This is a genomic window from Ideonella oryzae (assembly GCF_024055665.1).
In the GTDB taxonomy this organism is placed as follows: domain Bacteria; phylum Pseudomonadota; class Gammaproteobacteria; order Burkholderiales; family Burkholderiaceae_C; genus Ideonella; species Ideonella oryzae.
Genome location: NZ_JAMXMC010000009.1, coordinates 25,686 through 48,760 on the forward strand (window position 1 = coordinate 25,686; position 23,075 = coordinate 48,760).

General features: G+C 70.3%; 19 protein-coding genes. 5 read left to right on the forward strand and 14 right to left on the reverse strand.

The features are described 5' to 3' along the window. Positions 1-14 precede the first annotated feature (14 nt). A complete protein-coding gene (locus M0L44_RS15725; RefSeq protein WP_199899038.1) occupies positions 15-152 on the reverse strand; it encodes a hypothetical protein in 138 nt (45 codons plus the stop codon). Between the two features lie 49 nt (positions 153-201). Between M0L44_RS15725 and mltA the strand changes: the two genes are divergently transcribed. Continuing rightward, positions 202-1,344, forward strand: coding sequence for a murein transglycosylase A (gene mltA / locus M0L44_RS15730; RefSeq protein ID WP_252770761.1), 1,143 nt, complete (start codon positions 202-204; stop codon positions 1,342-1,344). A gap of 37 nt (positions 1,345-1,381) precedes the next feature. On the opposite strand, the gene M0L44_RS15735 is transcribed toward mltA, so the two are convergent. From M0L44_RS15735 to M0L44_RS15745, 3 genes are all read right to left on the reverse strand, one after another. Continuing rightward, the gene (locus M0L44_RS15735; RefSeq protein WP_252770762.1) at positions 1,382-2,062 is read right to left on the reverse strand and encodes a hypothetical protein; all 681 of its coding nucleotides are present in this window, start codon (positions 2,060-2,062) and stop codon (positions 1,382-1,384) included. Between the two features lie 77 nt (positions 2,063-2,139). After that, positions 2,140-3,309 carry a GGDEF domain-containing protein gene (locus M0L44_RS15740; protein WP_252770763.1) on the reverse strand — a complete coding sequence of 390 codons (1,170 nt, stop codon included), beginning with the start codon at positions 3,307-3,309 and terminating at the stop codon, positions 2,140-2,142. Positions 3,310-3,384: 75 nt separating this feature from the next. Beyond that, the gene (locus tag M0L44_RS15745; RefSeq protein WP_252770764.1) at positions 3,385-3,912 is read right to left on the reverse strand and encodes an Lrp/AsnC family transcriptional regulator; all 528 of its coding nucleotides are present in this window, start codon (positions 3,910-3,912) and stop codon (positions 3,385-3,387) included. 199 nt (positions 3,913-4,111) lie between these two features. Between M0L44_RS15745 and M0L44_RS15750 the strand changes: the two genes are divergently transcribed. Further along, positions 4,112-7,744, forward strand: a complete 3,633-nt coding sequence (locus M0L44_RS15750; protein ID WP_252770765.1) for an indolepyruvate ferredoxin oxidoreductase family protein — start codon at positions 4,112-4,114, stop codon at positions 7,742-7,744. On the opposite strand, the gene M0L44_RS15755 is transcribed toward M0L44_RS15750, so the two are convergent. Continuing rightward, positions 7,705-8,619: a LysR family transcriptional regulator gene (locus M0L44_RS15755; protein ID WP_252770766.1), complete on the reverse strand. Its 915-nt coding sequence runs from the start codon at positions 8,617-8,619 to the stop codon at positions 7,705-7,707. The two genes, M0L44_RS15750 and M0L44_RS15755, sit on opposite strands and share 40 nt — an antisense overlap. 98 nt (positions 8,620-8,717) lie before the next feature. Between M0L44_RS15755 and M0L44_RS15760 the strand changes: the two genes are divergently transcribed. Continuing rightward, positions 8,718-9,707 (forward strand): NAD-dependent epimerase/dehydratase family protein, encoded by a 990-nt coding sequence (locus M0L44_RS15760; protein ID WP_252770767.1) that lies wholly within the window; start codon positions 8,718-8,720, stop codon positions 9,705-9,707. On the opposite strand, the gene M0L44_RS15765 is transcribed toward M0L44_RS15760, so the two are convergent. Genes M0L44_RS15765 through M0L44_RS15805 form a run of 9 tightly spaced genes read right to left on the reverse strand, consistent with a single transcriptional unit; the run spans position 9,708 to position 18,335 of the window. Next, positions 9,708-10,706: an arginine N-succinyltransferase gene (locus M0L44_RS15765; protein WP_252770768.1), complete on the reverse strand. Its 999-nt coding sequence runs from the start codon at positions 10,704-10,706 to the stop codon at positions 9,708-9,710. It abuts the gene before it with no gap. Further along, a complete protein-coding gene (locus M0L44_RS15770; protein ID WP_252770769.1) occupies positions 10,703-11,782 on the reverse strand; it encodes an arginine N-succinyltransferase in 1,080 nt (359 codons plus the stop codon). The genes M0L44_RS15765 and M0L44_RS15770 overlap by 4 nt, the downstream gene beginning before the upstream one ends. Further along, a complete protein-coding gene (locus M0L44_RS22210) occupies positions 11,763-12,854 on the reverse strand; it encodes a GlxA family transcriptional regulator (RefSeq protein ID WP_252770770.1) in 1,092 nt (363 codons plus the stop codon). The genes M0L44_RS15770 and M0L44_RS22210 overlap by 20 nt, the downstream gene beginning before the upstream one ends. Before the next feature lie 12 nt (positions 12,855-12,866). Beyond that, positions 12,867-13,643, reverse strand: coding sequence for an ABC transporter ATP-binding protein (locus M0L44_RS15780; protein WP_252770771.1), 777 nt, complete (start codon positions 13,641-13,643; stop codon positions 12,867-12,869). A 10-nt stretch (positions 13,644-13,653) separates the two neighbouring features. Continuing rightward, positions 13,654-14,784 carry a succinylglutamate desuccinylase/aspartoacylase family protein gene (locus M0L44_RS15785; RefSeq protein ID WP_252770772.1) on the reverse strand — a complete coding sequence of 377 codons (1,131 nt, stop codon included), beginning with the start codon at positions 14,782-14,784 and terminating at the stop codon, positions 13,654-13,656. 19 nt (positions 14,785-14,803) lie between these two features. Then, positions 14,804-15,493 (reverse strand): ABC transporter permease, encoded by a 690-nt coding sequence (locus M0L44_RS15790; protein WP_252770773.1) that lies wholly within the window; start codon positions 15,491-15,493, stop codon positions 14,804-14,806. A gap of 13 nt (positions 15,494-15,506) precedes the next feature. Beyond that, positions 15,507-16,193: an ABC transporter permease gene (locus M0L44_RS15795; protein ID WP_252770774.1), complete on the reverse strand. Its 687-nt coding sequence runs from the start codon at positions 16,191-16,193 to the stop codon at positions 15,507-15,509. 27 nt (positions 16,194-16,220) lie between these two features. Then, positions 16,221-17,000: an ABC transporter substrate-binding protein gene (locus M0L44_RS15800; protein ID WP_252770775.1), complete on the reverse strand. Its 780-nt coding sequence runs from the start codon at positions 16,998-17,000 to the stop codon at positions 16,221-16,223. Positions 17,001-17,045: 45 nt separating this feature from the next. Next, positions 17,046-18,335, reverse strand: a complete 1,290-nt coding sequence (locus tag M0L44_RS15805) for a cyanophycinase (RefSeq protein WP_252770776.1) — start codon at positions 18,333-18,335, stop codon at positions 17,046-17,048. 331 nt (positions 18,336-18,666) lie between these two features. On the opposite strand from M0L44_RS15805, the gene M0L44_RS15810 reads away from it, so the two are divergent. Next, positions 18,667-21,468 carry a TonB-dependent receptor domain-containing protein gene (locus M0L44_RS15810; RefSeq protein ID WP_252770777.1) on the forward strand — a complete coding sequence of 934 codons (2,802 nt, stop codon included), beginning with the start codon at positions 18,667-18,669 and terminating at the stop codon, positions 21,466-21,468. A gap of 296 nt (positions 21,469-21,764) precedes the next feature. Beyond that, entirely contained in the window at positions 21,765-23,039 is a 1,275-nt protein-coding gene (locus M0L44_RS15815; RefSeq protein ID WP_252770778.1) for a TolB-like translocation protein, read from the forward strand. Positions 23,040-23,075: the final 36 nt, after the last annotated feature.

A 23,075-nucleotide genomic window follows, 5' to 3' on the forward strand; every position in this document is an offset into this window, starting at 1 on the left:
AATTCGCAGCGCGTTCACCCCGCTCCCGGCGGGCCCGGGGGCTCGTCATCGCTGCGGTGCTCGTCGCGCCGCCGCCCCGAGAACATCGTCCACCACACCATGAAGAGCAGAACCCCGGCAGCCACCAGGGCCTCGAACACAAACCATCCCATGTCGTTTCCCATCCGCCGCGGTGCGGGCGTCTTCCCATTCTGGTCCCCGGTGTCACGCCTCGCATCGGGGCTGACCGCGATGGCCACGGCCGTGCTGCTGGCCAGCTGCAGCAGCGTCTCGCTGGAGCCTTCGGCCCCCGCGCCCACGCCGACCCCCGCTCACCCTGCCCCGGTCCCGGCACCGCCGGGCACGCTGGAACGCAGCCATGCCCGCTGGGTGCCATCCAGCTTTGCCGAGCTGCCGGGCTGGGGCCAGGACCGTGCCCTGGAGGTCTGGCCGGCCCTGCGCCTGGGCTGCCAGACGCCGCCTGCCCCGTGGACCCGGCTGTGTGCCCAAGCGCACCTGGCCAATCCGGCCAGCGACAGCGAGGCCCGTGCCTGGCTGGAACAGAACCTCAAGGTCTACCGGGTGGAGTCGCCCGAGGGCGAGGCCAACGGCCTGGTGACCGGCTACTTCGAGCCGCTGGTGGCGGCCAGCCGCAAGCCCACGGCCATCCGCCGCGTGCCGCTGTACACCGCCCCGCCCGATCTGGGCCAGCGCAAGCCCTACTGGACCCGCCAGCAGCTCGACACCCTGCCGGCCGCCCAGGCCGCGCTCAAGGGCCGTGAGATCGCCTGGGTGGAGGACCCGCTGGACGCGCTGATCCTGCAGATCCAGGGCTCCGGCCGCCTGCAGATCACCGAGCCCGACGGCCGCCAGCGCCTGGTGCGGCTGGCCTTCGCCGGCCACAACGAACAGCCCTACAAATCGGTGGGCCGCTGGCTGATCGACCAGGGCGAGCTCAAGCCCGGCGAGGCCTCCTGGCCGGGCATCAAGGACTGGGCGCGGCGCAACCCCAAGCGCCTGCAGGAAATGCTGTGGCAGAACCCGCGCTACGTCTTCTTCCGCGAAGAGCCTCTGCCCGATCCCAGCCTGGGGCCCAAGGGCGCGCAGGCCGTGCCCCTGACGCCGGGGCGCTCGGTGGCGGTGGACCCGGCCGCCGTGCCCTATGGCGCCCCGCTCTGGCTGGACACCACCGAACCGCTGTCGGACCGACCGTTGCAGCGCCTGGTGATGGCGCAGGACACCGGCAGCGCCATCGTGGGCGCCGTGCGGGTGGACTATTTCTGGGGCTGGGGCGACGACGCCGAGGCCCAGGCCGGGCGGATGAAGCAGCCGCTGCGCCTGTGGGTGCTGTGGCCGCGCCTGTGAGGCGCCGCGGCAGGCGCGCGCCAGCGCTCAGGGGCACTCAGGGCTGGGTGACGCGCACTTCCAGCCACCGTCCCCCGCTCTCCGCGGTCGACTCCGCATCGCGGGTGCTGTAGGTCACATCGCCGCGTCGTCCGGTGGCGACCGAGGGTGCCCACTGGCCCAGCGGGGTCCAGCGGCCCAGCGGCAGCAGCAGTTCACCGGCGCCCTCCATCACCGCAGCAGGCCCCTCGGCCGTCGCGCCGCCCGTCACCTGCGGCAGGCTCAGGCTGTAGCGCAGACTGACCGGCTGGCGACCACCGGGCCAGGAGGGCTGCAGGGACAGGCTGGCCGTGTCGGCCTGCCAGCCGCCCTGTCCACGCAGCTCCGCCTGCCCGCGGCCCTGGGCGCCCGAGGCCGCCACAGCGGCAGGCGTGGTCACGTCGCTGCGCCAGCGCCACTCGGTGTCGGACTGCGGCCGCCAGTGGGTCAGGGCCACCCGCACGGCCGCGCCATTGCGCACGGTCAGCAGGGGCAGGCGGCCGCCGGGGGACAGGTCCTCGCCCGGTGACGGCGCGGTCCGCCAGACCTGGCCGGGCCCCCGCGGATCGACGCGGCTGCCGTCGCTGCGGACGATCACGGTGCCGGGCGGCCCCTCGGCCACGGGCTCCTGACGCCAGCGCAGCTCGATGCGCAGGTTGACGGCCGGCGGCGCGGCCTGCACGGCCGTGGCCAATCCCAAGCCGGCAACGCAGCTCCAGGCCCAGGCCCGAGCCTGCCGAACGCCTGCGGCGCGCCAGGGTCCTCCGTTCCACACGTTCACGCTGCTGCCCCCTGCCCGACCTCGGTCAGCCCCGGGCCGGCCACCAGTTCGGTGCGGTTGCGGCCGGTGGCCTTGGCCAGGTACATCGCGCGGTCGGCCGCCTCGATGGCTGCGTCCAGCTGATCCATGCGCCGGCAGGAGGACACGCCGGCCGAGAAAGTGAGCGGCATGCCGGCCTGCCCCCCCTCCAGCTTGAGGGCGGCCAGGCGGGCCCGGATGCGCTCGGCGCAGCGCCAGGCCTCCTCCAGCCCGGTGCGCGGCAGCATCAGCAGAAACTCCTCGCCACCCCAGCGGGCCAGCACGTCCCCGGCACGGATCTCGGCCAGCGCCACCTCGCCGAAGCGCTGCAGCACCCGGTCGCCCGCGGCATGGCCGCGACTGTCGTTGATCTGCTTGAAGTGGTCCAGGTCGAACAGCACCAGCGCCAGCGGCTGGCCGTGACGCTCGATCTCGCGGGCGGCGATGGCCATCTGCTCCAGCATGGCGCGGCGGTTGGTCAGGCCGGTCAGCACGTCGCGCGTGGCCAGCTCCTGGTTGCGCGCCAGCGCCAGCTTGAGCTCGGCCGCCTGGTGGCGCAGCCGTTCGCGGATCTGCCCCAGGCGCACCGAGATGATGGCCACCCCGGTGAACACGATGCCGGCGTACATCAGATAGACCAGGTCCAGCCGTGTTTCGGCCGGGTCCGCCAGGGTCCAGGACCGCCAGGCGATGACGGCCGCCAGCATCAGAAAGCCCATGCCGGCCATGCGGCGCCCTTCCCGCGGGGGCAGGCCGAAGAGACCGAACATCAGGATGACCTGCATCAGCACGACAGTGGCGCCGCGCGGCGGGCCGCTGACGGCAAAGGCCCAGGCCACGGCGACCATGCTGTAGAACATCTGCGGACGCGTGAGCGAGGGCTCACTCAGCCGCAGATTGAGTCCGCTTCGGATGGTGCTGTAGAAGCCGATGCAACCCATCAGGCCGAACAGGGTGAGCGGCAGACTCAGACGCTCAGAGGTCAGCCCCAGATGCACCTCGACCTGCAGCACCAGGGCAAAGCCCAGGTACAGGGCCAGCACCAGCAGGGACTGCGATACCCGCACCCGCTGCGGCCCGGGCGGGCCCAGCAGGACGTGTGTGAGGGGAGCGAAACGCACCATCATGGTGTCTTCAGCATCGGCCATTGCGACCCCGGGCTCAAGCCAACGCGGGTGCGCAAGCTGTGCATTCCTCCGCAAGGGCCGGGCTCTTGTCCTGCATCAACGCACCACCGGCTGCAGGTGGTCCAGCGGCAGGGCCGCCCCGGCCTTGACCTCGCCCAGCGAAAAGCTGGTGTGCAGGTCCTTCACATTGGGCAGGCCGAACAGGGTGTCGCGGGTCCAGCGGGAATAGGCGTCCAGGTCGGTCACCAGCACCTGCAGCTCGAAGGTGCCGGCGCCGCTGATGTAGTGGCAAGCGATCACCTCGGGCAGGCCGCGGATCGCGTCCTCCAGGGCATGGATGGCCTCGCCGTTGTCGCGCTCGGTGTCCACCCGCACGAAGGCCAGCACGCCCAGGCCGATCTTGCGGCGGTCGATCTCGGCGCGGTAGCCGGTGATGACCCCCAGCTCCTCCAGCCGGCGCACCCGGCGCCAGGTGGGCGCCGGTGACAGGCCGATGCGGGCGGCCAGCTCCGCGTTGGACTGCCGGGCATCGCGCTGCAGGGCCTCCAGGATGGCCACGTCGTAGCGGTCCAGGCTGGGTGCGCCGGCGCTGCGGGTTATCCCGAATTCTTCGTTTTCCGGCAAGACATCACCTTGTGTTTAGGATTTCAAGAAAGGATATTGCCGCCGGGGTTCCATTTCCGCAAGCGAAAGCAAGCACCTGTCGGGCCGAACTTCCTACACTGATTCCATCCCCGCCGTGCGCACGGCCCCGGCGCGGCCACAAGCCGCCCCGGGTGCCGCACGGCCTTTCCCAACGGCCCTCGGGCCCAGGAGCCGCACCATGAATGCCCCGCTGACCGACGCCGTCCGTCAGGCCCTCGAGAAGGTCTCGCTGGACGACAAGTACGCCCTGCCCACCGGGCGGGCCTTCATGAGCGGGGTACAGGCCCTGGTGCGTCTGCCCATGCTGCAGCGCACCCGCGACGCGATGGCCGGGCTGAACACCGCCGGCTTCATCAGCGGCTACCGCGGCTCGCCGCTGGGCGGCTATGACCAGGCCCTGTGGCAGGCCAAGAAGCACCTGCAGGCCCAGCACGTGGTCTTCCAGCCCGGCGTGAATGAGGAGCTCGGCGCCACCGCGGTCTGGGGCACCCAGCAGCTCGACCTGTTCCCCGAGAAGGCCAAGTACGACGGCGTGTTCGGCCTGTGGTACGGCAAGGGCCCGGGCGTGGACCGCTGCATCGACGTCTTCAAGCACGCCAACATGGCCGGCACCAGCCGCTTCGGCGGGGTCATCGCCATCGCCGGTGACGACCACGTGAGCAAGAGCTCCACCGCGCCGCACCAGAGCGACCACGTCTTCAAGGCCTGCGGCTTCCCGACCTTCTTCCCCTCCAGCGTGCAGGACATCCTGGACATGGGCCTGCACGCCTGGGCGCTGTCGCGCTTCTCGGGCGTGTGGACCGGCATGAAGACCATCCAGGAGGTGGTGGAGTCGGCCACCACGGTGGACGTCTCGCCCGACCGGGTCAAGATCGTCCTGCCCGAGGACTTCCCCATGCCCCCGGGCGGCCTGCACATCCGCTGGCCGGACCCGCCGCTGGAGCAGGAAGCCCGGCTGATGGACCACAAGTGGTACGCCGCGCTGGCCTATGTGCGGGCCAACAAGCTCAACTACAACGTCATCGAAGGCCCGCACGACCGCTTCGGCATCATTTCCAGTGGCAAGGCCTTCAACGACACCCGCCAGGCCCTGGCCGATCTGGGTCTGGACGAGGCCACCTGCCACCGCCTGGGCATCCGGCTGCACAAGGTCAACGTGGTGTGGCCGCTGGAGGCCCACATCACCCGCGAGTTCGCGCTGGGTCTGCAGGAGATCCTGGTCGTCGAGGAGAAGCGCCAGATCATCGAGTACCAGCTCAAGGAGGAGCTGTACAACTGGCGCGCCGATGTGCGGCCCAACGTGATCGGCAAGTTCGAGGAAGGCGATGACGCCGACCTCTCCGGCGGCGAATGGAGCCGCCCGAACCCCAGCGAGAACTGGCTGCTGCGCGCCAAGGCCGACCTGACGCCGGCCATCATCGCCAAGGCCATCGCCAAGCGGCTGAAGAAGCTGGGCGTGCCCGAGGACATCGCCCGCCGCATGGACCAGCGCGTCTCGGTCATCGAGGCCAAGGAACGCGAGCTGGCCGCCCTGGCCAGCGCGGGTGCGGCCAGTGGCACCACCGGCGACCGGGTACCCTGGTTCTGCTCGGGCTGCCCCCACAACACCAGCACCCGCGTGCCCGAGGGCTCGCGCGCGGTGGCCGGCATCGGCTGCCACTACATGGTCAGCTGGATGCCCACCCGAAACACCGCCACCTTCACTCAGATGGGTGGCGAGGGCGTGCCCTGGGTGGGCCAGGCGCCGTTCACCAACGAACAGCACATCTTCACCAACCTGGGCGACGGCACCTACTTCCACTCCGGCCTGCTGGCCATCCGCCAGAGCATCGCCGCCGGGGTGAACATCACCTACAAGATCCTCTACAACGACGCGGTGGCCATGACCGGCGGCCAGCGCGTGGGCGAGCGGCCCGAGGGCCACTCGGTGCTGCAGATCATGAACAGCCTGCTCTCCGAAGGCGTGGCCAAGCTGGTGATCGTCAGCGACACGCCGGACAAGTACGCCCGGGTGGACCTCCCCACTGGCGTGACGGTGCACCACCGCGACGAGCTGGACCGCATCCAGCGCGAATTCCGTGAGCTCACCGGCACCACCATCATCATCTACGACCAGACCTGCGCCACCGAGAAGCGCCGCCGTCGCAAGCGCGGCACCCTGGCCGGCGCCGACACCCGGGTGGTGATCAACCCCCTGGTCTGCGAGGGCTGCGGCGACTGTTCGGAAAAGAGCAACTGCGTCTCGGTGGAGCCGCTGGAAACCCCGTTCGGCCGCAAGCGCCAGATCAACCAGAGCAGCTGCAACCAGGACCTGTCCTGCGTGAAGGGCTTCTGCCCCAGCTTCGTCACCGTCACCGGCGGCACGCTGAAGAAGCCCGCCCCGGTGGCCGGCCAGGCCGCCACCCTGCCCCCGGTGCCCGAGCCGGTGCTGCCAGAAGCCCAGAGCGCCTGGGGCATCGTGGTGGCCGGCGTGGGCGGCACCGGCGTCATCACCATCGGCCAGCTGCTGGGCATGGCGGCCCACATGGAGGGCAAGGGCGTGATCACCCAGGACGCCGCGGGCCTGGCCCAGAAGGGCGGCGCCACCTGGAGCCATGTGCAGATCGCCGACAGCATCGAGGCCATCCACACCACCAAGGTGGACACCGCCAAGGCCGACCTGGTGATCGGCTGCGAGGCCATCGTCACCGCCGGCAAGACCACGCTGTCGGTGATGCACCCCGAGCGCACCTACGTCGCCCTCAACACCCACCGCACCCCCACCGCGGCTTTCGTCACCGACCCGGACTGGGTCTTCCCCAACGAGGCCTGCGAAGCGGCCATCGGCCGCGCGGTGGGCAGCGGGCACCTGGGCGCCTTCGACGCCGAGGCCCTGGCCGTCAAGCTGCTGGGTGACTCGATCTACACCAACCCGATGATGCTGGGCTACGCCTGGCAGAAGGGCCGCATCCCGCTGACGCGCGAATCGCTGATGCGGGCCATGGAGCTCAACGGCGTGCAGATCGACAAGAACAAGGCTGCCTTCGAATGGGGCCGCCGCTGCGCCCATGACCTGGCCGCCGTGCAGGCCCTGACGCAGACCGCCCAGGTGATCCAGCTGCTCAAGCGCCCCGCGCTGGACGCGCTGGTCGGCAGCCGCGTGGAGTTCCTCACCGCCTACCAGAACGCCGGCTACGCCGCCCAGTACCGCGCCTTCGTCGACAAGGTGCGCGCCGCCGAGGCCGCGGTGGCCCCGGCCGGCAGCACCCGGCTGACCGAGGCCGTGGCGCGCTACCTGTTCAAGCTGATGGCCTACAAGGACGAGTACGAGGTGGCCCGCCTGCACACCGACCCGGCCTTCACCGCCCAGATCGCCGCCACCTTCGACGGTCCGGTCAAGCTGCAGCACCACCTGGCGCCGCCGCTGTTCGCCCGCCGCGGGGACGATGGTCAGCCGCGCAAGACCGCCTTCGGCGCCTGGGTGCGGCCGGTGATGGGCGTGCTGGCGAAGTTCAAGGGCCTGCGCGGCCGCTGGCTGGACCCCTTCGGCCACACCGAGGAGCGGCGCACCGAGCGGGCCCTGATCGCCGAGTACCGCGCCGGCATCGAGACCCTGCTGAAGGACCTGAGCGCCGAGCGCCTGCCGCTGGCCCTGGAGATCGCCCGCCTGCCGGAGGAGATCCGCGGCTACGGCCATGTGAAGGCCCGCCACCTGGCCACCGTGCGGCCCAAGTGGGCGGCGCTGATGCAGCGCTGGTCCCAGGGGCCGAGCGCTGAGCCCGCGGGCGAGGCTCAGCCGGCCGGGGTCGGTGCCGCCGCGCTGCTGAGGTAATCCAGCAGGCCCTGGACCAGGGCCTCGAAGGTGACCTGGCAGCGGGGGCTGTGGCGCAGGTCCTCGTGCATGGTCACCCAGGTGTCCAGCGGCAGGGCGAACTGCGCCGGCAGCACCCGCACCAGGGCCGAGCTGCGCCGGGCCAGGCCGACCTGGCACAGGCCGATGCCGGCCCCCGCGCGGATCAGGGCCAGCTGGGCCACGTCGCTGTCGGTGCGCAGCGCAAAGCGCTCGCGCCGCAGGGCCGGCCAAGCCGCACCCGCCCGGCGGATGTAGGCGGTCACCGCGTCAAAGCCGATCAGGCTGTGCCCCGCCAGATCGGCCCAGTCCTGCGGCGTGCCATGCCGGGCCAGGTAGTCCGGATGGGCATGCATGCCCACGTCGATGGCCCCGACCCGCCGGGCCAGCAGCGCCCCCTGCTGCGGTGCCTGCATGCGCACCGCGATGTCGGCCTCGCGCTGCAGCAGGTCCTGCAGCCGGTTGGACAGGGCCAGCTCCACGGTCAGCCCCGGGTGACGGGCCCGCAGCGCCGCCAGGATGGGCGGCAGCACCTCCACCCCGACCACCTCGCTGGCCGTCACCCGCACCACCCCTTGCACACCCGCCCCCTGGCTGGCGGCCGTGCGCTCCAGCGCCCGGGCCGCGTGCTGCACGGCCTGGGCCGGTGCCCGCAGGGCCAGCGCCGCCTCGGTGGGCTGCACGCCGGTGGGGGAGCGGGTGAACAGGGTCAGCCCCAGGGCCTGTTCCAGCGCGGCCAGCTGACGCCCGACCGTCGGCTGGGTCAGGTCCAGGGCCCGGGCCGCGGCCGAGAGCGAACCATGCTCCAGCACCCCCAGAAAGGTCCGGTAGAGCTCCCAGCTGATCGATGAAGTCATGCATGAATGTATAGCTGATGCACAAAGATCGCCAATTCTGTTTCACTGACCCGTTACCCAGAATCGCCACCTGTCCACACTCTTTCCAGGAAGACACCATGGAACATGAACACAGCACGCTGGTGCTGGGCGCCACCGGCGGCATTGGCGGCGAAGTGGCCCGGCAGCTGCGCGATGCCGGCTGGCCGGTGCGGGCCCTGAGCCGTGGCAGGCCGCCGGCCGAGGCCGGCCTGTCCTGGGTGCGGGGCGACGCCCTGAACGCCACCGACGTGATGGCCGCCGCCCAGGGCTGCCGGGTGATCGTGCACGCCGTGAACCCGCCGGGCTACCGGCACTGGGGCGACTGGGTGCTGCCCATGCTGGAAAACACGCTGGCCGCGGCCCGAGCCCAGCGGGCGCTGGTCGTGCTGCCCGGCACGCTCTACAACCACGGCCCCGATGCCGGTGCGCTGCTGGGCGAAGCTGCCCCCCAGCACCCGCTCACGCGCAAAGGCGCCATCCGGGTGGCGATGGAGCAACGGCTGCAGGACTTCGCGGCCGCCGGCGGGCGGGTGCTGATCGTGCGCGCCGGCGACTTCTTCGGCCCGCGCTGCGGCAACAGCTGGTTCGCCCAGGGCCTGGTGCAGCCGGGTCGGCCGGTCACCCAGGTGCGGCAGCCCGGCCGGGCAGGCGTGGGCCACCAGTGGGCCTACCTGCCGGATGTGGCCCGCAGCATCGTGGCCCTGCTGGCCCGGCGCCACACGCTGGAACCCTTCGCCCGCTTTCACCTGGGAGGCCACTGGGATGCCGACGGCACGCAGATGGTCCAGAGCATCGTGCACGTGGTCGGCCGGCATGGTGGCAGGCTGCCACGGGTGCGGGCCTTTCCCTGGTGGCAGGTGCGGCTGGCCGCCCCCTTCGTGCCCACCCTGCGCGAGCTGCTGGAAATGCGCTACCTGTGGGAGCGCCCCGTGCAACTGGACAACCAGGCCCTGCGCACCCTGCTGGGCACCGAGCCGCACACGCCATGGGACGCGGCGGTGGAAGCCACGCTGGAAGGCCTGGGCTGCCTGCCGGCACCGGCCGTCGTGCCCCCGCTGGCGGCTTGATCAGACCGCCAGCGGCAGGGTCCAGCGCGGCCCGCTCAGCCCGGCAGCCGTCCAGTCGGCCGGAACGGCCAGCGTCTGCGGCGAGGTGCCGCGTGCCCGCAGGGCCAGCACCTCGTCGCCTTCGTCGGCCGCCACCAGCCAGGTGGTCGAGGCCCATTCGCCGCGCGGCCGGGCCTCGACCAGGTTGCGCCGGCGCACCTGCAGCACCGCCGGCAGGGTGTCCAGCCGGGCCTCGAAAACCGGGCCGCCCTCGTCGATGGTGATGTGGTGGCCGTAGCGCAGGCCTTCGGCCGCCAGCACGCCCAGCAACGGGTGGCAGGCCAGCGGCACCTGGGCGATGGCGGCCTGGGCCGGCCCCGGCAGGAAGGACACATAGACCGGCTGGCGCGGCAGCAGCGCGGCCACGTGGCTGCGCCAGGCCGGACCGAAACGGTGCAGGGCCTCCTGCGGCTCTCCGGCATAGAAGTGGCGCCCCAGCCCCTCCCAGAAGGGCGAACGGCCGGCCTCGTCGCGCAGACCGGGCAATTCGACGATGAGCTGGGCGCCCAGTTGCGCACGGTCGCGGGCCAGCAGCAGCAGGGCCGCGCGCAGCAGGTGCTGCAGGGCGGCGGCCTGCTCCGGCAGATCCAGGTCCGGGTCCCAGGCCAGGTCGGCCAGCTCGGCCGCGCCGGTGTGGTCGTTGCCCAGCAGCAGGGTGTTCTGCTGGTGGAACAGGCTCAAGGATGGCGCGGCATGCACCACGCAACCCACGTGGTACCAGTGGCGCAGGCGGTCGCGGCCGATCACCGGTCGCAACCGCACGCAGGCCCGCGGGCCCTCCGGCGTCTCCAGCAGCCACCAGCGCTCGGCGGCGTGGGGGGCCGGCAGACGGCGGTCGGCCGTCGTCGGCAGCCACAGGCTCAGCCGGGGCAGGTCGTGGTCGGTCACCGGGCGCAGGCGCCAGGCCCCGCCCGGGCCGGGCAGCCCCCCCACCGGGGCCTCTCGTGAGGATGGGTTCATCGCGTCGCTCCTCCCAGGCTGGCCGGCAGGGGGACGGCGGCCAGCGGATCGCCATCGGCGGCCAGCAGGGCCAGGTCATCCGGCTGCAGCGGCCCGGCGCACACGCTGGCGCGGAAGTCCTGCACCTGCGCATTGGCCACCAGCCAGGTCCCCTGGCGCAGGCCCCGCCCGGCTTCCTGGGCGTCTGCAAAGACCCGGCGGCCGGCCACGCTGCGCAGCAAGGGCAGCCGGCCCTCCATCGTCGGACCACCGTCGAACAGGTTGAGGTAGGTGTCGGCGTCCAGGCCCTCGTCCAGCAGGATCTGGAAGGGCAGCTCGGCCACCGGGTGCAGTTGGCCCAGCGACCACTGCGCCTCCTCGGGCAGCAGCGGCACGTAGATGGGCGACTGCGGCAGCAGCTCGGCGATCAGCGTGCGCTGCGGGCCGCTGGCCAGCTGCTCGGCGGCGGGATAGTCCATGTGGAAGAAGCGCCGCCCCACCGCGTCCCAGAAGGGGCAGCGGCCGCTGTCGTCGGCCAGGCCGGGATGCTCGGAGGCGATGCGGTCGGAGAAGCGGTCGGGAAACTGGGCGATGAAGAGCAGGCGCCCGCGCGAGAGCAGCTGCGGCGCCACGCCCGCGGCATGGGCCGGGTCGATGTGGAAGCCGGTCAGCAGGGTCACGCCCGTCAGGTCGTGGCACAGGTGCAGGGTGTGGATGCGGTTGCGTGCCTCCAGCTCGGGGCTGACCTGCACCACGTACTCGTTGCGGTAGCTGTAGAAGCGGTCGTGGAAGCCGGCGCTGGCGGCAATGCCGCTGGTGCCCACCAGGGCACCGCCCTGGGCCCGGTCCTCCAGCACGAAGAGGTAATGCTCCTCGCCGCTCACGTCGTCGTCGGCGGCAAAGGACTTGAGCGAGCGCTCCAGCTTGTCGCGCAGCAGGGCGCGGTCCGGCACCAGGGAGCTGATGCCGATGGCGCTGGCCTGGGCCAGTCGCTCCAGCGCCGGCAGATCGGCCAGGGCGGCCGGCCGCAGCAGGTAGCGGCCCGACTCACCCGGGACGGTCGCCGGCGGGGCCGCGTCAGCGGCCGGGGATTTCACGATTCTGCTCATCGGGACTCCCGACAGGGACATCAGGGACATCAAGGACGGAGGCCTGCCCGGGCGCGGCCGGCGCCAGCGACACCCCGGCCTGGGCCGCCCGCCAGGCCACGGCCTGCGGGCTGCGCTCCTCGCGCGGGGTGTGGCCGTAGCGGGCCCGGTAGGCGTTGGAGAAGTGCGGACCGGAGGCGAAGCCGCAGGACAGCGCGATCTGCAGGATGGACTGGTGGGTCTGGCGAAGCATGTCGCGGGCCCGGTCCAGGCGCAGCTCCAGGTACCAGCGCGAGGGCAGCGCGTCCAGGTGCTGCTTGAACAGGCGCTCGAGCTGCCGGCGCGAAACGCCCACCAGGCGGGAGATCTCCTCGGTGGGCAGGGGCTCGCCGAGGTTGGCCTCCATCAGCGCCACGGCCTCGGCCAGCTTGGCCGAACCGCCGCCCAGGGGCGTGACCAGGGGCAGGCGCTGGCGCTCCTCGCGCGGGCGCTGGCGCTCGCGGCCCAGCGCGGACAGCAGCGACGGGCCCAGGCGCTCGCCATGGCGCTGGATCAGCCAGGCGATCAGCAGGTCCTGGCTGGCCTGGTGGCTGGCGCAGCTCATGCGCTGCTCGTCGAGTTCGTAGATCTGCTGCGAGACCACCAGCTCCGGATGGCGCTCGGCCAGCACCGCGCCGTGCGGCCATTGCGCGGTGGCCCGGTGGCCGCGCAGCAGGCCAGCCTCGGCCAGCCAGGCCGCTCCGGTGCCCACCCCGCCCATCAGGCAGCCCTGGGCCGCGCGCTGGCGCAGCCACAGCAGCTGCGGTGCCACCAGATCAGGCTCGCCATGCCAGGGGCCTTCGGCGTGCACCAGCACCGCGTCCAGCCAGCCGGCCTGGCTCATGGCATGGGCCAGCACCGGCACGCCCTCGGCCGAACTCACCGGGCCGGCGCCGCGCGCCAGCAGCACGGTGTCATAGAGCGGCTGTTCGAGCAGGCGGTTGGCGGCCTGCAACGTCTCCAGCACGCCGGCCAGGCCCATCAGGCCGAAGCCCGGCTGCAGCACCAGGCCGAAGCGCCAGGATGCGCGGCCGCCGTCCACCGGACCCGGCCCCTACTTCAGGCCGCCGGAGAGGAACTGGCGCAGGCGCTCGCTGCGGGGCTGCACCAGCACCTCGCGCGGCTTGCCCTCCTCCTCGATCAGGCCCTGGTGCACGAAGATGGCATGGCTGGCCACCTCTCGGGCGAACTCCATCTCGTGGGTGACGACCAGCATGGTGCGGCCCTCTTCGGCCAGGCCGCGCATGACCTTGAGCACCTCGCCCACCAGCTCCGGGTCCAGCGCGGAGGTGGGCTCGTCGAAGAGCATGACCTCCGGGTCCATGGCCAGCGCACGGGCGATGGCCACGCGCTGCTGCTCGCCGCCGGAGAGCTGGGCCGGGTAAACATCCTGCCGGTGCGACAGACCCACCCGCGCCAGCAGCGCCTTGGCGCGCTCGATGGCTTCGGCCTTGGGCCGGCCCAGCACGTGGATGGGCGCCTCGGTGACGTTCTCCAGCGCGGTGCGGTGCTGCCAGAGGTTGAAGTTCTGGAACACGAAGGCCAGGCGGCTGCGCCAGTGGCGCAGCTGGGCCGCGTCGGCCGCGCGCAGGCTGCCATCGCGGTCGCGCACCAGGCGCAGGGTCTCGTCGCCCAGGCTCAGCGTGCCCTCGTGGGGCTGCTCCAGCAGGTTCAGGCAGCGCAGCAGCGTGCTCTTGCCCGAGCCGCTGGAGCCGATGATGGCGACCACATCGCCGGGCTGGGCCTGCAGCGAGACGCCGCGCAGCACCTCGCGCTCGCCGAAGCGCTTGTGCAGGTTCTCGACCTTCAGGCTGTGGGGGGTGCTGGTCATCGCGTGCCCCTCAGGCCGACAGCAGCGCGCCGGCCCGGGTGGCCTCGCGCCCGGCCACCTTGCCCAGGGACATGCCGGCCACCGCAAAGCGGCGCAGGTCGCGGGCGAAGAACAGGCCATCGACCGGTGCGCCCAGCGTGGTCACCTGGCCGGTCAGCGGGTCGATCAAATCCACCAGCGGCTGGCCGGCCACCACCGCGGTGCCGGGCACCTGCAGGAAGACCACCATGCCGCCGGTGGGCGCCACCACCGGGATGGAACCGGCCAGCGGCGTGGCCTCGCGCTTGAGTGGTGGCAGCGCCGGCAGGATGCCGCCCTCGGGGGCCACCACGCCGCGCTGAATCAGAAAGTCGACGATGCCCTGGGCATCGGCCGCCGCCAGGTCGTGCCGCACATCGGCCTCGCCGCGCAGCTCGATGGTGGCGGCCATGCAGGCCGGTGGCAGCGGCTTGGCCGGGCCCAGGCGCTCGGCCAGCTGGGGCCAGAGCATGGAGCAGGCCTCGTCGAAGGGCTCGCCCCCGGAGCGCTCGGCCAGCAGGGCCAGCTCGGCACCGACGCAGCGGGCCAGCAGCTGGCCATCGCCCGGCCAGGTCTGCGGCGTGGTGTAGAGGTGCAGCAGGGCCTCGCCGTCGCAGTGCAGGTCCAGCACCACGTCGGCGTCGATGGCCAGGCCCAGCAGGGTCTTGCGCAGGCTCTCCAGCGGAGACGTGGCCACCAGGGCGGCCACCGCCTCGCGCAGCGCGCCGCGCACCAGACACACGTTCTCGGCAGCGTCCGCGCCCAGCCGGTCCATCACGCGGTCGAGCACCGCGCCGGTGAGGTCGGTGAAATGGCGGTTGAAGTTCTCGCCACTGTGCAGCTCGAAGCGGCCCTGGAAGCCGCGCAGCACCCACTGGCCCACACCCAATGGGTTGGCCATGGGGACCAGCACGACCTCGCCGGTCAGGCGGCCAGCCGCCTCCAAGGCATCCAGGTGGTTGCGCAGGTGGTGGGCCACCAGCATGCCGGGCACTTCGTCGGCATGCAGTGAGCCCTGGATGGTCACCTTGGGGCCCTGGCCGGGCGTGCCGTAGTGCAGGCTGACCAGCTCATGGGTGGTGCCCGGGGTGGCGGAGGCGAGGGGGTGTCGGACGATGTGCATGAAAGCAGGTGAACAGCGGTCAGTGCCGGCCTTGCAGCGGCGCGACCCAGCGGCGCTCGGCCGCGCGGAACAGGCCCACCAGCACCACGGTGATGGCCAGGTAGAACACGGCCGCGGTGAGGAAGGCCTCGAAAGGCAGGTAGTAGGTGGAGTTCATCTCGCGGGCGGCCCCGGTCAGGTCCGCCAGCGTGACGACGCTGGCCAGCGAGGTGCCGTGCAGCATCAGCACCACCTCGTTGCCGTAGGCCGGCAGGGCCCGCCGCAAGGCCGAGGGGATGACGATGCGCCGGAAGGTGACCCAGCGCGACATGCCCATGGCCTTGGCCGCCTCGATTTCGCCGGCCGGCAGGGCCTTGATGGCGCCGTGCAGGATCTCGGTGGTGTAGGCGCAGGTGTTGATGGCGAAGGCCGCGATGGCGCAGAACCAGGCCGAGCTGAGCCAGGGCCAGGCCGGGCTGTTGCGCACGGCCTCGAACTGGGCCAGGCCGTAGTAAAGCAGATAGAGCTGCACCAGCATCGGCGTGCCGCGGATGACATAGGTGAACCCCCACACCGGCCGCGACAGCCAGGCGATGGGCAGGCTGCGCAGCATGGCCAGCGGCAGCGCGCACAGCCCGCCAGCCAGCAGGGCGGCCAGCAGCAGCTCCAGGGTCACCCCCAGACCGTGGACGTACTGCGGCAGGCTGTCGTGGATGGCTTGGAAATCCATGGCCGCCGCCTCGTCAGAGCGCCACCTGGCGCACGCCCATGGACAGGCGGCGCGCCAGCCAGGCAAAGCCCAGCTCGGACAGGGTGGTGAAGGCCAGGTAGATCAGCCCAGCGACGACATAGAACAGGAACGGCTCCCGCGTGGCGCCAGCAGCTTGACCGGCCCGGCTCAGGAGCTCCGGCAACCCCACGACTGACACGATGGCTGTGCTCTTGATCATCACCAGCCAGTTGTTGGACAGGGCCGGCAGGGCGTGGCGCAGCATCTGCGGGCCGACCACGCGGGTGAGCACCTGGCGGCGGTTCATGCCGTAGGCCAGGGCCGCCTCGCGCTGGCCGGGCGGCACAGCCAGGAAGGCGCCACGCAGCACCTCGGTCAGGTAGGCGCCGAAGACGAAGCCGATGGTCAGCACCCCGGCGATGAAGGGGTCGATGTCAACGTAGCCCCAGCCTTGCGCATCCGCGATGGCGTTGACTGCCATCTGTCCGCCGTAGAAGACCAGCAGCATCATGACCAGATCTGGCACGGATCGAATCAGCGTGGTGTAGACAGTGGCCGGCCACTGCAGCAGGCGCCAGCGCGAGAGCTTGGCCAGCGCCCCGGCCAGCCCCAACACCAGGGCAATGACCAGTGAGCCAAGGGCCACCCCCAAGGTCAGCAGCGTCCCCTGCAGCAGGCTGGCACCGTAGCCGTGCAGCATCGTCCGTCCCCTCCCTGGCCGCGGCGCTTACTTGCCGTAGATGTCGAAGTCGAAGTACTTGGACTCGACTTTCTTGTAGGTGCCGTTGGCGCGGATGGCCTGGATCGCGGCATTGAACTTCTGCTGCAGCGCGGCGTCGTTCTTGCGCACCGCGATGCCGGCCCCGGCCCCGAAGAAGGCCGGATCGTCCGGCGGCGTGCCCAGCACCGCGAAGCCCTTGCCGGCCGGGGTCTTCAGAAAGCCCAGGTTGGCGGCCACGGAGTCGCACACGGTGGCGTCGATGCGGCCGGCAGCCAGGTCCAGGAAGACCTCGTCCTGCTTGCTGTAGCGGACGATCTCGCTGTCCTTGTAGGTGGCGGTGGCCCAGCGGTCGTGGATGGAGGTGCGCTGCACGCCGATCTTCTTGCCCTTCATCGCGGCCGGCGAGATGTCATGCGGCAGGCCGCCCTTGCCGATCATCCAGGGCGGGGTGTTCTGATATTTCTCGCTGAAGAGCACCGACTTCTTGCGCTCCTCGGTGATGGCCATCGAGGCGATGATGGCGTCGAACTTGCGCGCCTGCAGGGCCGGGATCATGCCGTCCCACTCCTGCTGCACCAGGGTGCACTCGGCCTTCATCTCGGCGCACAGGGCCAGCGCGATGTCGATGTCAAAGCCCTTGAGCTTGCCATCGGTGCCCACCTCGGAGAACGGGGGGTAGGCCCCCTCCACCCCGATGCGGATCTTCTTCCAGTCCGGGGCCTGGGCCGAGGCGGCCAAGCTGGCGGCGGCCAGCATCAGTGCAGTGAGGAGGTGACGGCGTTGCATGGTGAAAGACTTCTCCTGGAGGGCGGGAACGGGCCGAGGCGAGGGTCAGTGCGGCGCCCAGGGCGTCGTGAACGGACGCGCCATGCGCACCGGGATGATGTCCAGGTACAGGTTGGACACGCTGTAGTCGTCGCCACCGAGCTCGTCAGAGTACCAGCCCACCGTATCTGGCCCCTTGTAGAGGCGGAACTGGAAGGCCAGGTCGGCCCGCTTGTCCGAGGACGGCGCCAACGGGTCGAAGGTCAGGCCGCGCACTTCCTGCTGGGTGCTGTCGATCAGGTAGCCCATGGCATTGACCAGGGCGGTGTCGCCCAGCATGTCGGTGTAGTACAGCGGCGTGGCGTACTCCGGCTTGTAGCCCTTGGCGTGGGGATCCAGCTGGGTGCCGCGCTGCTTCCATTCAGAAGGCGTGACGCGCCGGCTGCCGACGTTGTAGCTGTCCCCCCGGTCCAGGTAGGTCAGGCGGGCACCGGTCACGTTCAGGGCATCGATCTTGTCGTTGGTCTGCACATCGTTGAGGTCCACCAGCAGCGCGCCCTTGGCGCCGATGACCTCAATGTCGTCACCGTGCACGATGGCCGCGCTGTTCTCGTCCACGCCCAGGCCCAGCTTGTAGCCCTTGGCCAGCATCAGCGGGATCATGCGGCCGAAGCGGCCACGCTTGAGGAAGTGCTGGTCGACGAAGAGGTTGGAGCCGACGAAGCCCAGCCCGCGGTCGACTTCCTTGCCGTCACGCAGCTGCCCCTTCATCACCCCGATCACGCTGGGCGCGTCGCGGAACATCACGGCACTCATGATGGCCGCCCCTGCCGAGGTGCCAGCCACCACGCCGCCACGGCGGTAGACGTCCCAGATGGCTTCCAGCATCGGGGTGGACTGGCCGCCTGGCGCGAAGGTGTCGACGATGCGCTCCTGGGCGCCCCCCGAGAAGAAGATGCCGTCGGCGCTGTTGACCATGTCCAGCAGGGACTTGTCACGCACCGCCCGGTTCAGGTCCACCCACTTCAGTGCAGGGGCCACCGGCAGCACATCGGCATTGGCGCCATGGTGTTCCAGCAACTCGGACAGGCGGCGGCCGGTCTTGTCGGGCGATTCGGACGCCGTGGCAAAAACGATCCAGTGCGAGCCCTTGCCGCCGGACAAGGCCACCATGCGGCTCCAGACCTCGTCGTTGTCAGCCTTGAGGGCCCCGCCAATGACCACCGCATAGCCCTGAGCCGGCGTGACGGGTTTGGAAACCGGCGCGGCCTGGGCCAACCAGGTGGCGCAGGTCAGGGTCAGCGCGGCCAGGGCTTGCCGGCGGGAAAGGCGTTCGATCAGGGAAGAAGGGCGCATGGATGGATGGGCTGTCACCGGAAGGAGCCTGGATGCATCTTGGCACCGCCTGCGGAGCCCGGCCACCCCGAATCGGGCAAAGCGGTGCGATTGCAAAAAAGAATGTCGCTTGCCTGCAAACCCTCGCCCCAGGCGATCCATCCCCAGGGGCTAGGCGACCGGGCCGGGGTCTGTCTGCCACACGCAGTTGTCACAGCGCGACGCCAAGTTGCGCTTTCGCGACGGCTTGATGAAGGTCCTGTGGCATCCCTGTCCATGCTTCCTAGACTCGCAGCAACCCACAGCCACATCCACAGCAATACCGGCTTCACACAGCCTCCGGAGGGATTCCATGGCCCGATACGTGTCGGCAGACCGCCGCCAACGCTCCCCTGCCCTGCGCCCGCGCGCTGGCGTTCTGGCCGTCCAGGCCGCCCTGCTGACGCTGGCGGCCATGCCGCTGACCGGTCAGGCCCAGACCAGCCCCGACACGCCGCAGCGCATCGAAATCACCGGCTCGGCGATCAAGCGCATCGACGGCGAGACGGCCCTGCCGGTGCAGGTCATCACCCGGGACCAGATCGACAAGGCGGGGCTGACCACGGCGGCTGAAATCGTGGCACGGCTGAGCGCGTCGGCGGCCAACCTGACCGATGGCGGGAGCATCGGCACGGGCGGCTTTCACGACCAGACAGGCCTGAATGCCGCCAATCTGCGCGGCATGGGTGCCTCGTCCACCCTGGTGCTGCTCAACGGCCGGCGGATGGCCAACTTCGCCTCGCCCGGCGATGCCGCGGGCGTGGACCTCAACACCATCCCGGCCGCCGCCATCCAGCGGGTGGAGGTGTTGCTGGACGGCGCATCCTCCCTCTATGGCAGCGACGCGATCGGCGGGGTGATCAACTTCATCACCCGGCGCGACTATCAGGGGGCCGAGGTCAATGTCAGCGCTGGCGACACCACCGAGGGCGGCGCCGGCAAGCGCACCGCCTCGCTGGCCGGCGGCTTCGGCGACTACGGTCGTGACGGTTTCAACGTCTTTGCCGTGCTGGATGTGCAGCAGACCGACAGCCTGAACGCCAACCAGCGCCAGTTCATCACCGACCTGAACATCCCCGGTCGGCTGCCCTACCTGCTGTCCAGCGCCACCTTCCCCGCCAACCTGCGGCTGTCCACAGACCAGCGCGATCTGCTGAGCGCTAGCGGCTTCAGCACGAACGGCAAGGATCCGATCAGCACCCGCACGATCAACCCGTCTGCCGCCACCGGCTGCAACCCGCCGGCCTCGCTCTACCTGCCGTCCGGCATCGGCGGCGTCGATGGCTGCACCTACGACTACATGCGGGACATCGAGCTGTACCCCAAGTCGGACAAGACCAGCCTGTTCACCCGCGGCGTGCTGGACCTGGGCAGCGGCCACCAGTTCTTTGCCGAGGCCTCGCTGGCCCGCGCCACCACTTTTTACACCGGCACCGCCAACCGTGATGACGTGGAGGTGGACGTCTCGAAGATCCCGGCGCTGGCGGGATCCGTGCTCGCCGGCCTGCCCTCCAACGACGAGAACCGGATGGTCACGGTGCGCGTGCGCCTGACCGAAGCCGGCAACCGGACCAGCCAGCTGGTGTCCAACGGCCAGCGCTATGTGATGGGCCTGACCGGCGTGGTCTCGGATTGGGACTACGAGGTGGCCCTCAACCACAGCAGCAGCACCGTCTCCGACCGGGACTACCAGGGCTATCTGAACGAGCCGATGGTGGCCGATGCGATCGCCAACGGCGTGGTCAACGCCTTCGGCCCATCCGATGCCGCCGGGCTGGCCGTGCTGTCGGCCGCGCAAATCCGCGGCGAGGTCCGCCGGGCCGTCGGCTTCATGGACAGCATCGATGGCAAGGTCAGCCGCGGCCTGATGAAGCTCGACGGAGGCGACCTGGCCCTGGCGCTGGGCGGCGAGTTTCGGCGCGAACGCCAGAACTACCACCAGTCCCAGGCCCTGGTCGACGACATCATCATGGGAGAGACCTCCCAGGGACCGGACGCCGACTTCGGCCACAGCCGCAAGGTCGCGGCCGTGTTCGCTGAACTGGACGCCCCGGTGACCAAGCAGCTCGACCTGAGCCTGGCGGCGCGTTACGAGTACTACCAGGCCACTGGCGGCGCCACCAGCCCCAAGGTCGGGCTGAAGTACATGGCTACGCCCGATCTGCTGTTCCGCGCCTCGGCTGGCACCGGCTTCCGCGCTCCCACCCTCTCGGACCTGTACCGTCCCGTGACCGAGAACGAGTCAGCCACGCTGGCCGACCCGGTCTGCATGGCGGCGAACGACAACGACCTGACCTACTGCGCCTGGAACTGGACCACCCGCAGCTATTCAAACGCCAAGCTCAAGCCGGAGCGTTCCCGCCAGTTCTCGCTGGGCGCGGTGATGGCCCCGACGCGCAACACCAACATCAGCCTCGACTACTGGAGCATCCAGAAGAAGAACCTGATCAGCAACATCGGTGCCGACGTCATCCTGAACAACCTGGACAAGTACGAGAACCTGGTCCACCGCTACGGCGAAAACGAAGGCCTGTGCGAATACGACCCCGGCAGCATCGACATCTGCTACATCGAGCTGCGCAAGGAGAATCGGGGCCGCCAGCTGATGTCGGGCCTGGATCTGGGGCTGAGCGTCTCCGACATCCAGACCGGCATCGGCACCTTCGCCGCGCGGCTCAACGGCACCTGGACCCTGAAATCCAAGCAGCAGACCGCCAACGACACGCCCTACTACAGCAACCTGGGCCAGTTCGTGAACGACGGTGTGGTGCAACGCTGGCGCCACACGCTGAGCCTGGACTGGACGATCGGCGAAGTGACCACCACGCTGACCAACTCCTACCTGTCGGCCTACACCGATCAGAACAGCGCAATCGACACGGACACCGGCGCCGTGGTCGACAAGAACCGGGTCAAGGCCTATTCGCTGTGGGACCTGACCGGCAGCTGGAGCCTGTCGCCGGAACTCACGGTGCGCGGCGGCGTGAAGAACCTGTTCGACACCTCGCCGCCCTTCTCCAACCAGGCCTATTTCTTCATCTCGGGCTACGACCCGAGCTACACCGATCCCCGTGGCCGCTTTGTCTACGTGGGCATGCAGTACAAGTTCCAGTGAGCTGTCGCGGGGCACCGCTGCCTTCGCCCCTCGCCCCGGCCCCGCATGCCCTGCGGGGCCTTTCTTTTGGGGCCCGGAAACGGGGGCTGGGCTCCTTTCGCGCCTCCCGCCCACCTCCGCAGAATTGAGTATTCGCATAGGGCAGCTCCCTGCCGCACGATGCTGCCGCGTCTGGAGCAGTTGCAGGCGATTCCCGAGACAGTGCGCCGGACCTCCGGGGATCGGCCTTGCCGCGCCTGTCATGACACGCACGCCCGGCGGGCCCCGCACCGGGATGCCCTCCCGGATCTGAACGCATGAAAACCCCCTTCCTGCCGCTGCGCCGCCGCGGCCTGTTCACCCCTTGGCTGCTGGCCGGCGCCCTGGGCCTGTCCCTTCATGTCCCCCTGGCCCACGCCAGCGGGCCGGAGGTGCAGGTCACCCCGTCCTTCGTCATCGACTTCGAGTTCGACTGGGGGCGCGATGGCGTTTATTGCGCCAGCTGCAACCAGGGCGCCGGCAATGCACGGCTGGCGTTCAGTGATGGCCGCCAGAGGCTGTGGGTGGCCAATGTGGACCCGGACAGCGGTGCCTTCCTGCCCGCCGATGGCCAGGGCGTGCTGGTGGACAAGAACGCCGCCGCGGCCACCACCTTCGGCAACGGCCCGGAATGGGCCATCTCGGCACAAGGCTCCCAGCTGGTCTACTCCAAGTACCTCGCCGACCAAGCCCCGACCAAGAGCAGTGTCGGACTGGGTCTGGCCAGCATGGCGGGAGGCCAGTGGACCACCGAACTGCTGAGCGGAAGCCTGCAGCGCGTGTCCCCCATCGCCACCATGGACCTCGATTCACCCGCGCCCCGGGTCCAGTACCAGGACACCGGACGGGTCAACACTTACTGGCGCCCGCTGGCCGACGGGTCGGAGGAACACCCGATCACCGTGCCGGGCTACTCGGCAGGCGCGCGGCGCTGGGTGCCGGGCACCCACCAGATCATCATCACGGGCAACGATGCGGCCGGCTTCAGCCAGGTCTTCCTCTATGACACCGACACCGGCTCCGTCCAGCAGCTGACCCAGGAGAGGGGCAGCGTGAGCGGCGCCATGATGTGGCGTGCCCCGGAGTACGACAACACGTGCATCTTCTTCGCCGTGGTGAATGCCAAGACGCTGGTGGTCTACCGCCAGTTGCCAGACGCCCATGGCCTGCTGAACTGGCAGGCCATCCAGCGCACGGCCTTGCCTACGGGCTACCCCTATGTCTGGTCACCAGAGTACTTCGTCCACAACGGGCGCTCCTACATCTTCTTCCAGATGAACCAGAACCCGGTGGCCTGGACGCTCAACAGCCCGTCCCAGATCGGCATGGTGGGTGTGCTCCCGGAGAACAGCACCCTGCAGAACCTCACCCCCGATGCCGACGTGGTGCGGATGCGAATGGACCCCGAGTACTACATCACCGCGCAGGGCCCGTTCATCTACTACAACCGCTTTCAGGCACAGGGGCCGGCGTCCCCCGGCAACTCCGAAGGGGTGTGGCGGGTGGACACCGGCCTGGGCCCGGCGCTCAGTCCCTTCAAACGGGGACAGTGAGAACGCCGCCTCATCCTCAGCCGGCGGGACAGATGA

What these genes read in the sequence shown, in the direction of transcription:
- M0L44_RS15725 (WP_199899038.1), bottom strand. Translation starts at nt 152, where the DNA reads ATGGGATGGTTTGTGTTCGAGGCCCTGGTGGCTGCCGGGGTTCTGCTC.
- M0L44_RS15740 (WP_252770763.1), bottom strand. Translation starts at nt 3,309, where the DNA reads ATGGCCGATGCTGAAGACACCATGATGGTGCGTTTCGCTCCCCTCACA.
- M0L44_RS15750 (WP_252770765.1), top strand. Translation starts at nt 4,112, where the DNA reads ATGAATGCCCCGCTGACCGACGCCGTCCGTCAGGCCCTCGAGAAGGTC.
- M0L44_RS15755 (WP_252770766.1), bottom strand. Translation starts at nt 8,619, where the DNA reads ATGACTTCATCGATCAGCTGGGAGCTCTACCGGACCTTTCTGGGGGTG.
- M0L44_RS15760 (WP_252770767.1), top strand. Translation starts at nt 8,718, where the DNA reads ATGGAACATGAACACAGCACGCTGGTGCTGGGCGCCACCGGCGGCATT.
- M0L44_RS15765 (WP_252770768.1), bottom strand. Translation starts at nt 10,706, where the DNA reads ATGAACCCATCCTCACGAGAGGCCCCGGTGGGGGGGCTGCCCGGCCCG.
- M0L44_RS15780 (WP_252770771.1), bottom strand. Translation starts at nt 13,643, where the DNA reads ATGACCAGCACCCCCCACAGCCTGAAGGTCGAGAACCTGCACAAGCGC.
- M0L44_RS15785 (WP_252770772.1), bottom strand. Translation starts at nt 14,784, where the DNA reads ATGCACATCGTCCGACACCCCCTCGCCTCCGCCACCCCGGGCACCACC.
- M0L44_RS15790 (WP_252770773.1), bottom strand. Translation starts at nt 15,493, where the DNA reads ATGGATTTCCAAGCCATCCACGACAGCCTGCCGCAGTACGTCCACGGT.
- M0L44_RS15795 (WP_252770774.1), bottom strand. Translation starts at nt 16,193, where the DNA reads ATGCTGCACGGCTACGGTGCCAGCCTGCTGCAGGGGACGCTGCTGACC.
- M0L44_RS15800 (WP_252770775.1), bottom strand. Translation starts at nt 17,000, where the DNA reads ATGCAACGCCGTCACCTCCTCACTGCACTGATGCTGGCCGCCGCCAGC.
- M0L44_RS15805 (WP_252770776.1), bottom strand. Translation starts at nt 18,335, where the DNA reads ATGCGCCCTTCTTCCCTGATCGAACGCCTTTCCCGCCGGCAAGCCCTG.
- M0L44_RS15810 (WP_252770777.1), top strand. Translation starts at nt 18,667, where the DNA reads ATGGCCCGATACGTGTCGGCAGACCGCCGCCAACGCTCCCCTGCCCTG.
- M0L44_RS15815 (WP_252770778.1), top strand. Translation starts at nt 21,765, where the DNA reads ATGAAAACCCCCTTCCTGCCGCTGCGCCGCCGCGGCCTGTTCACCCCT.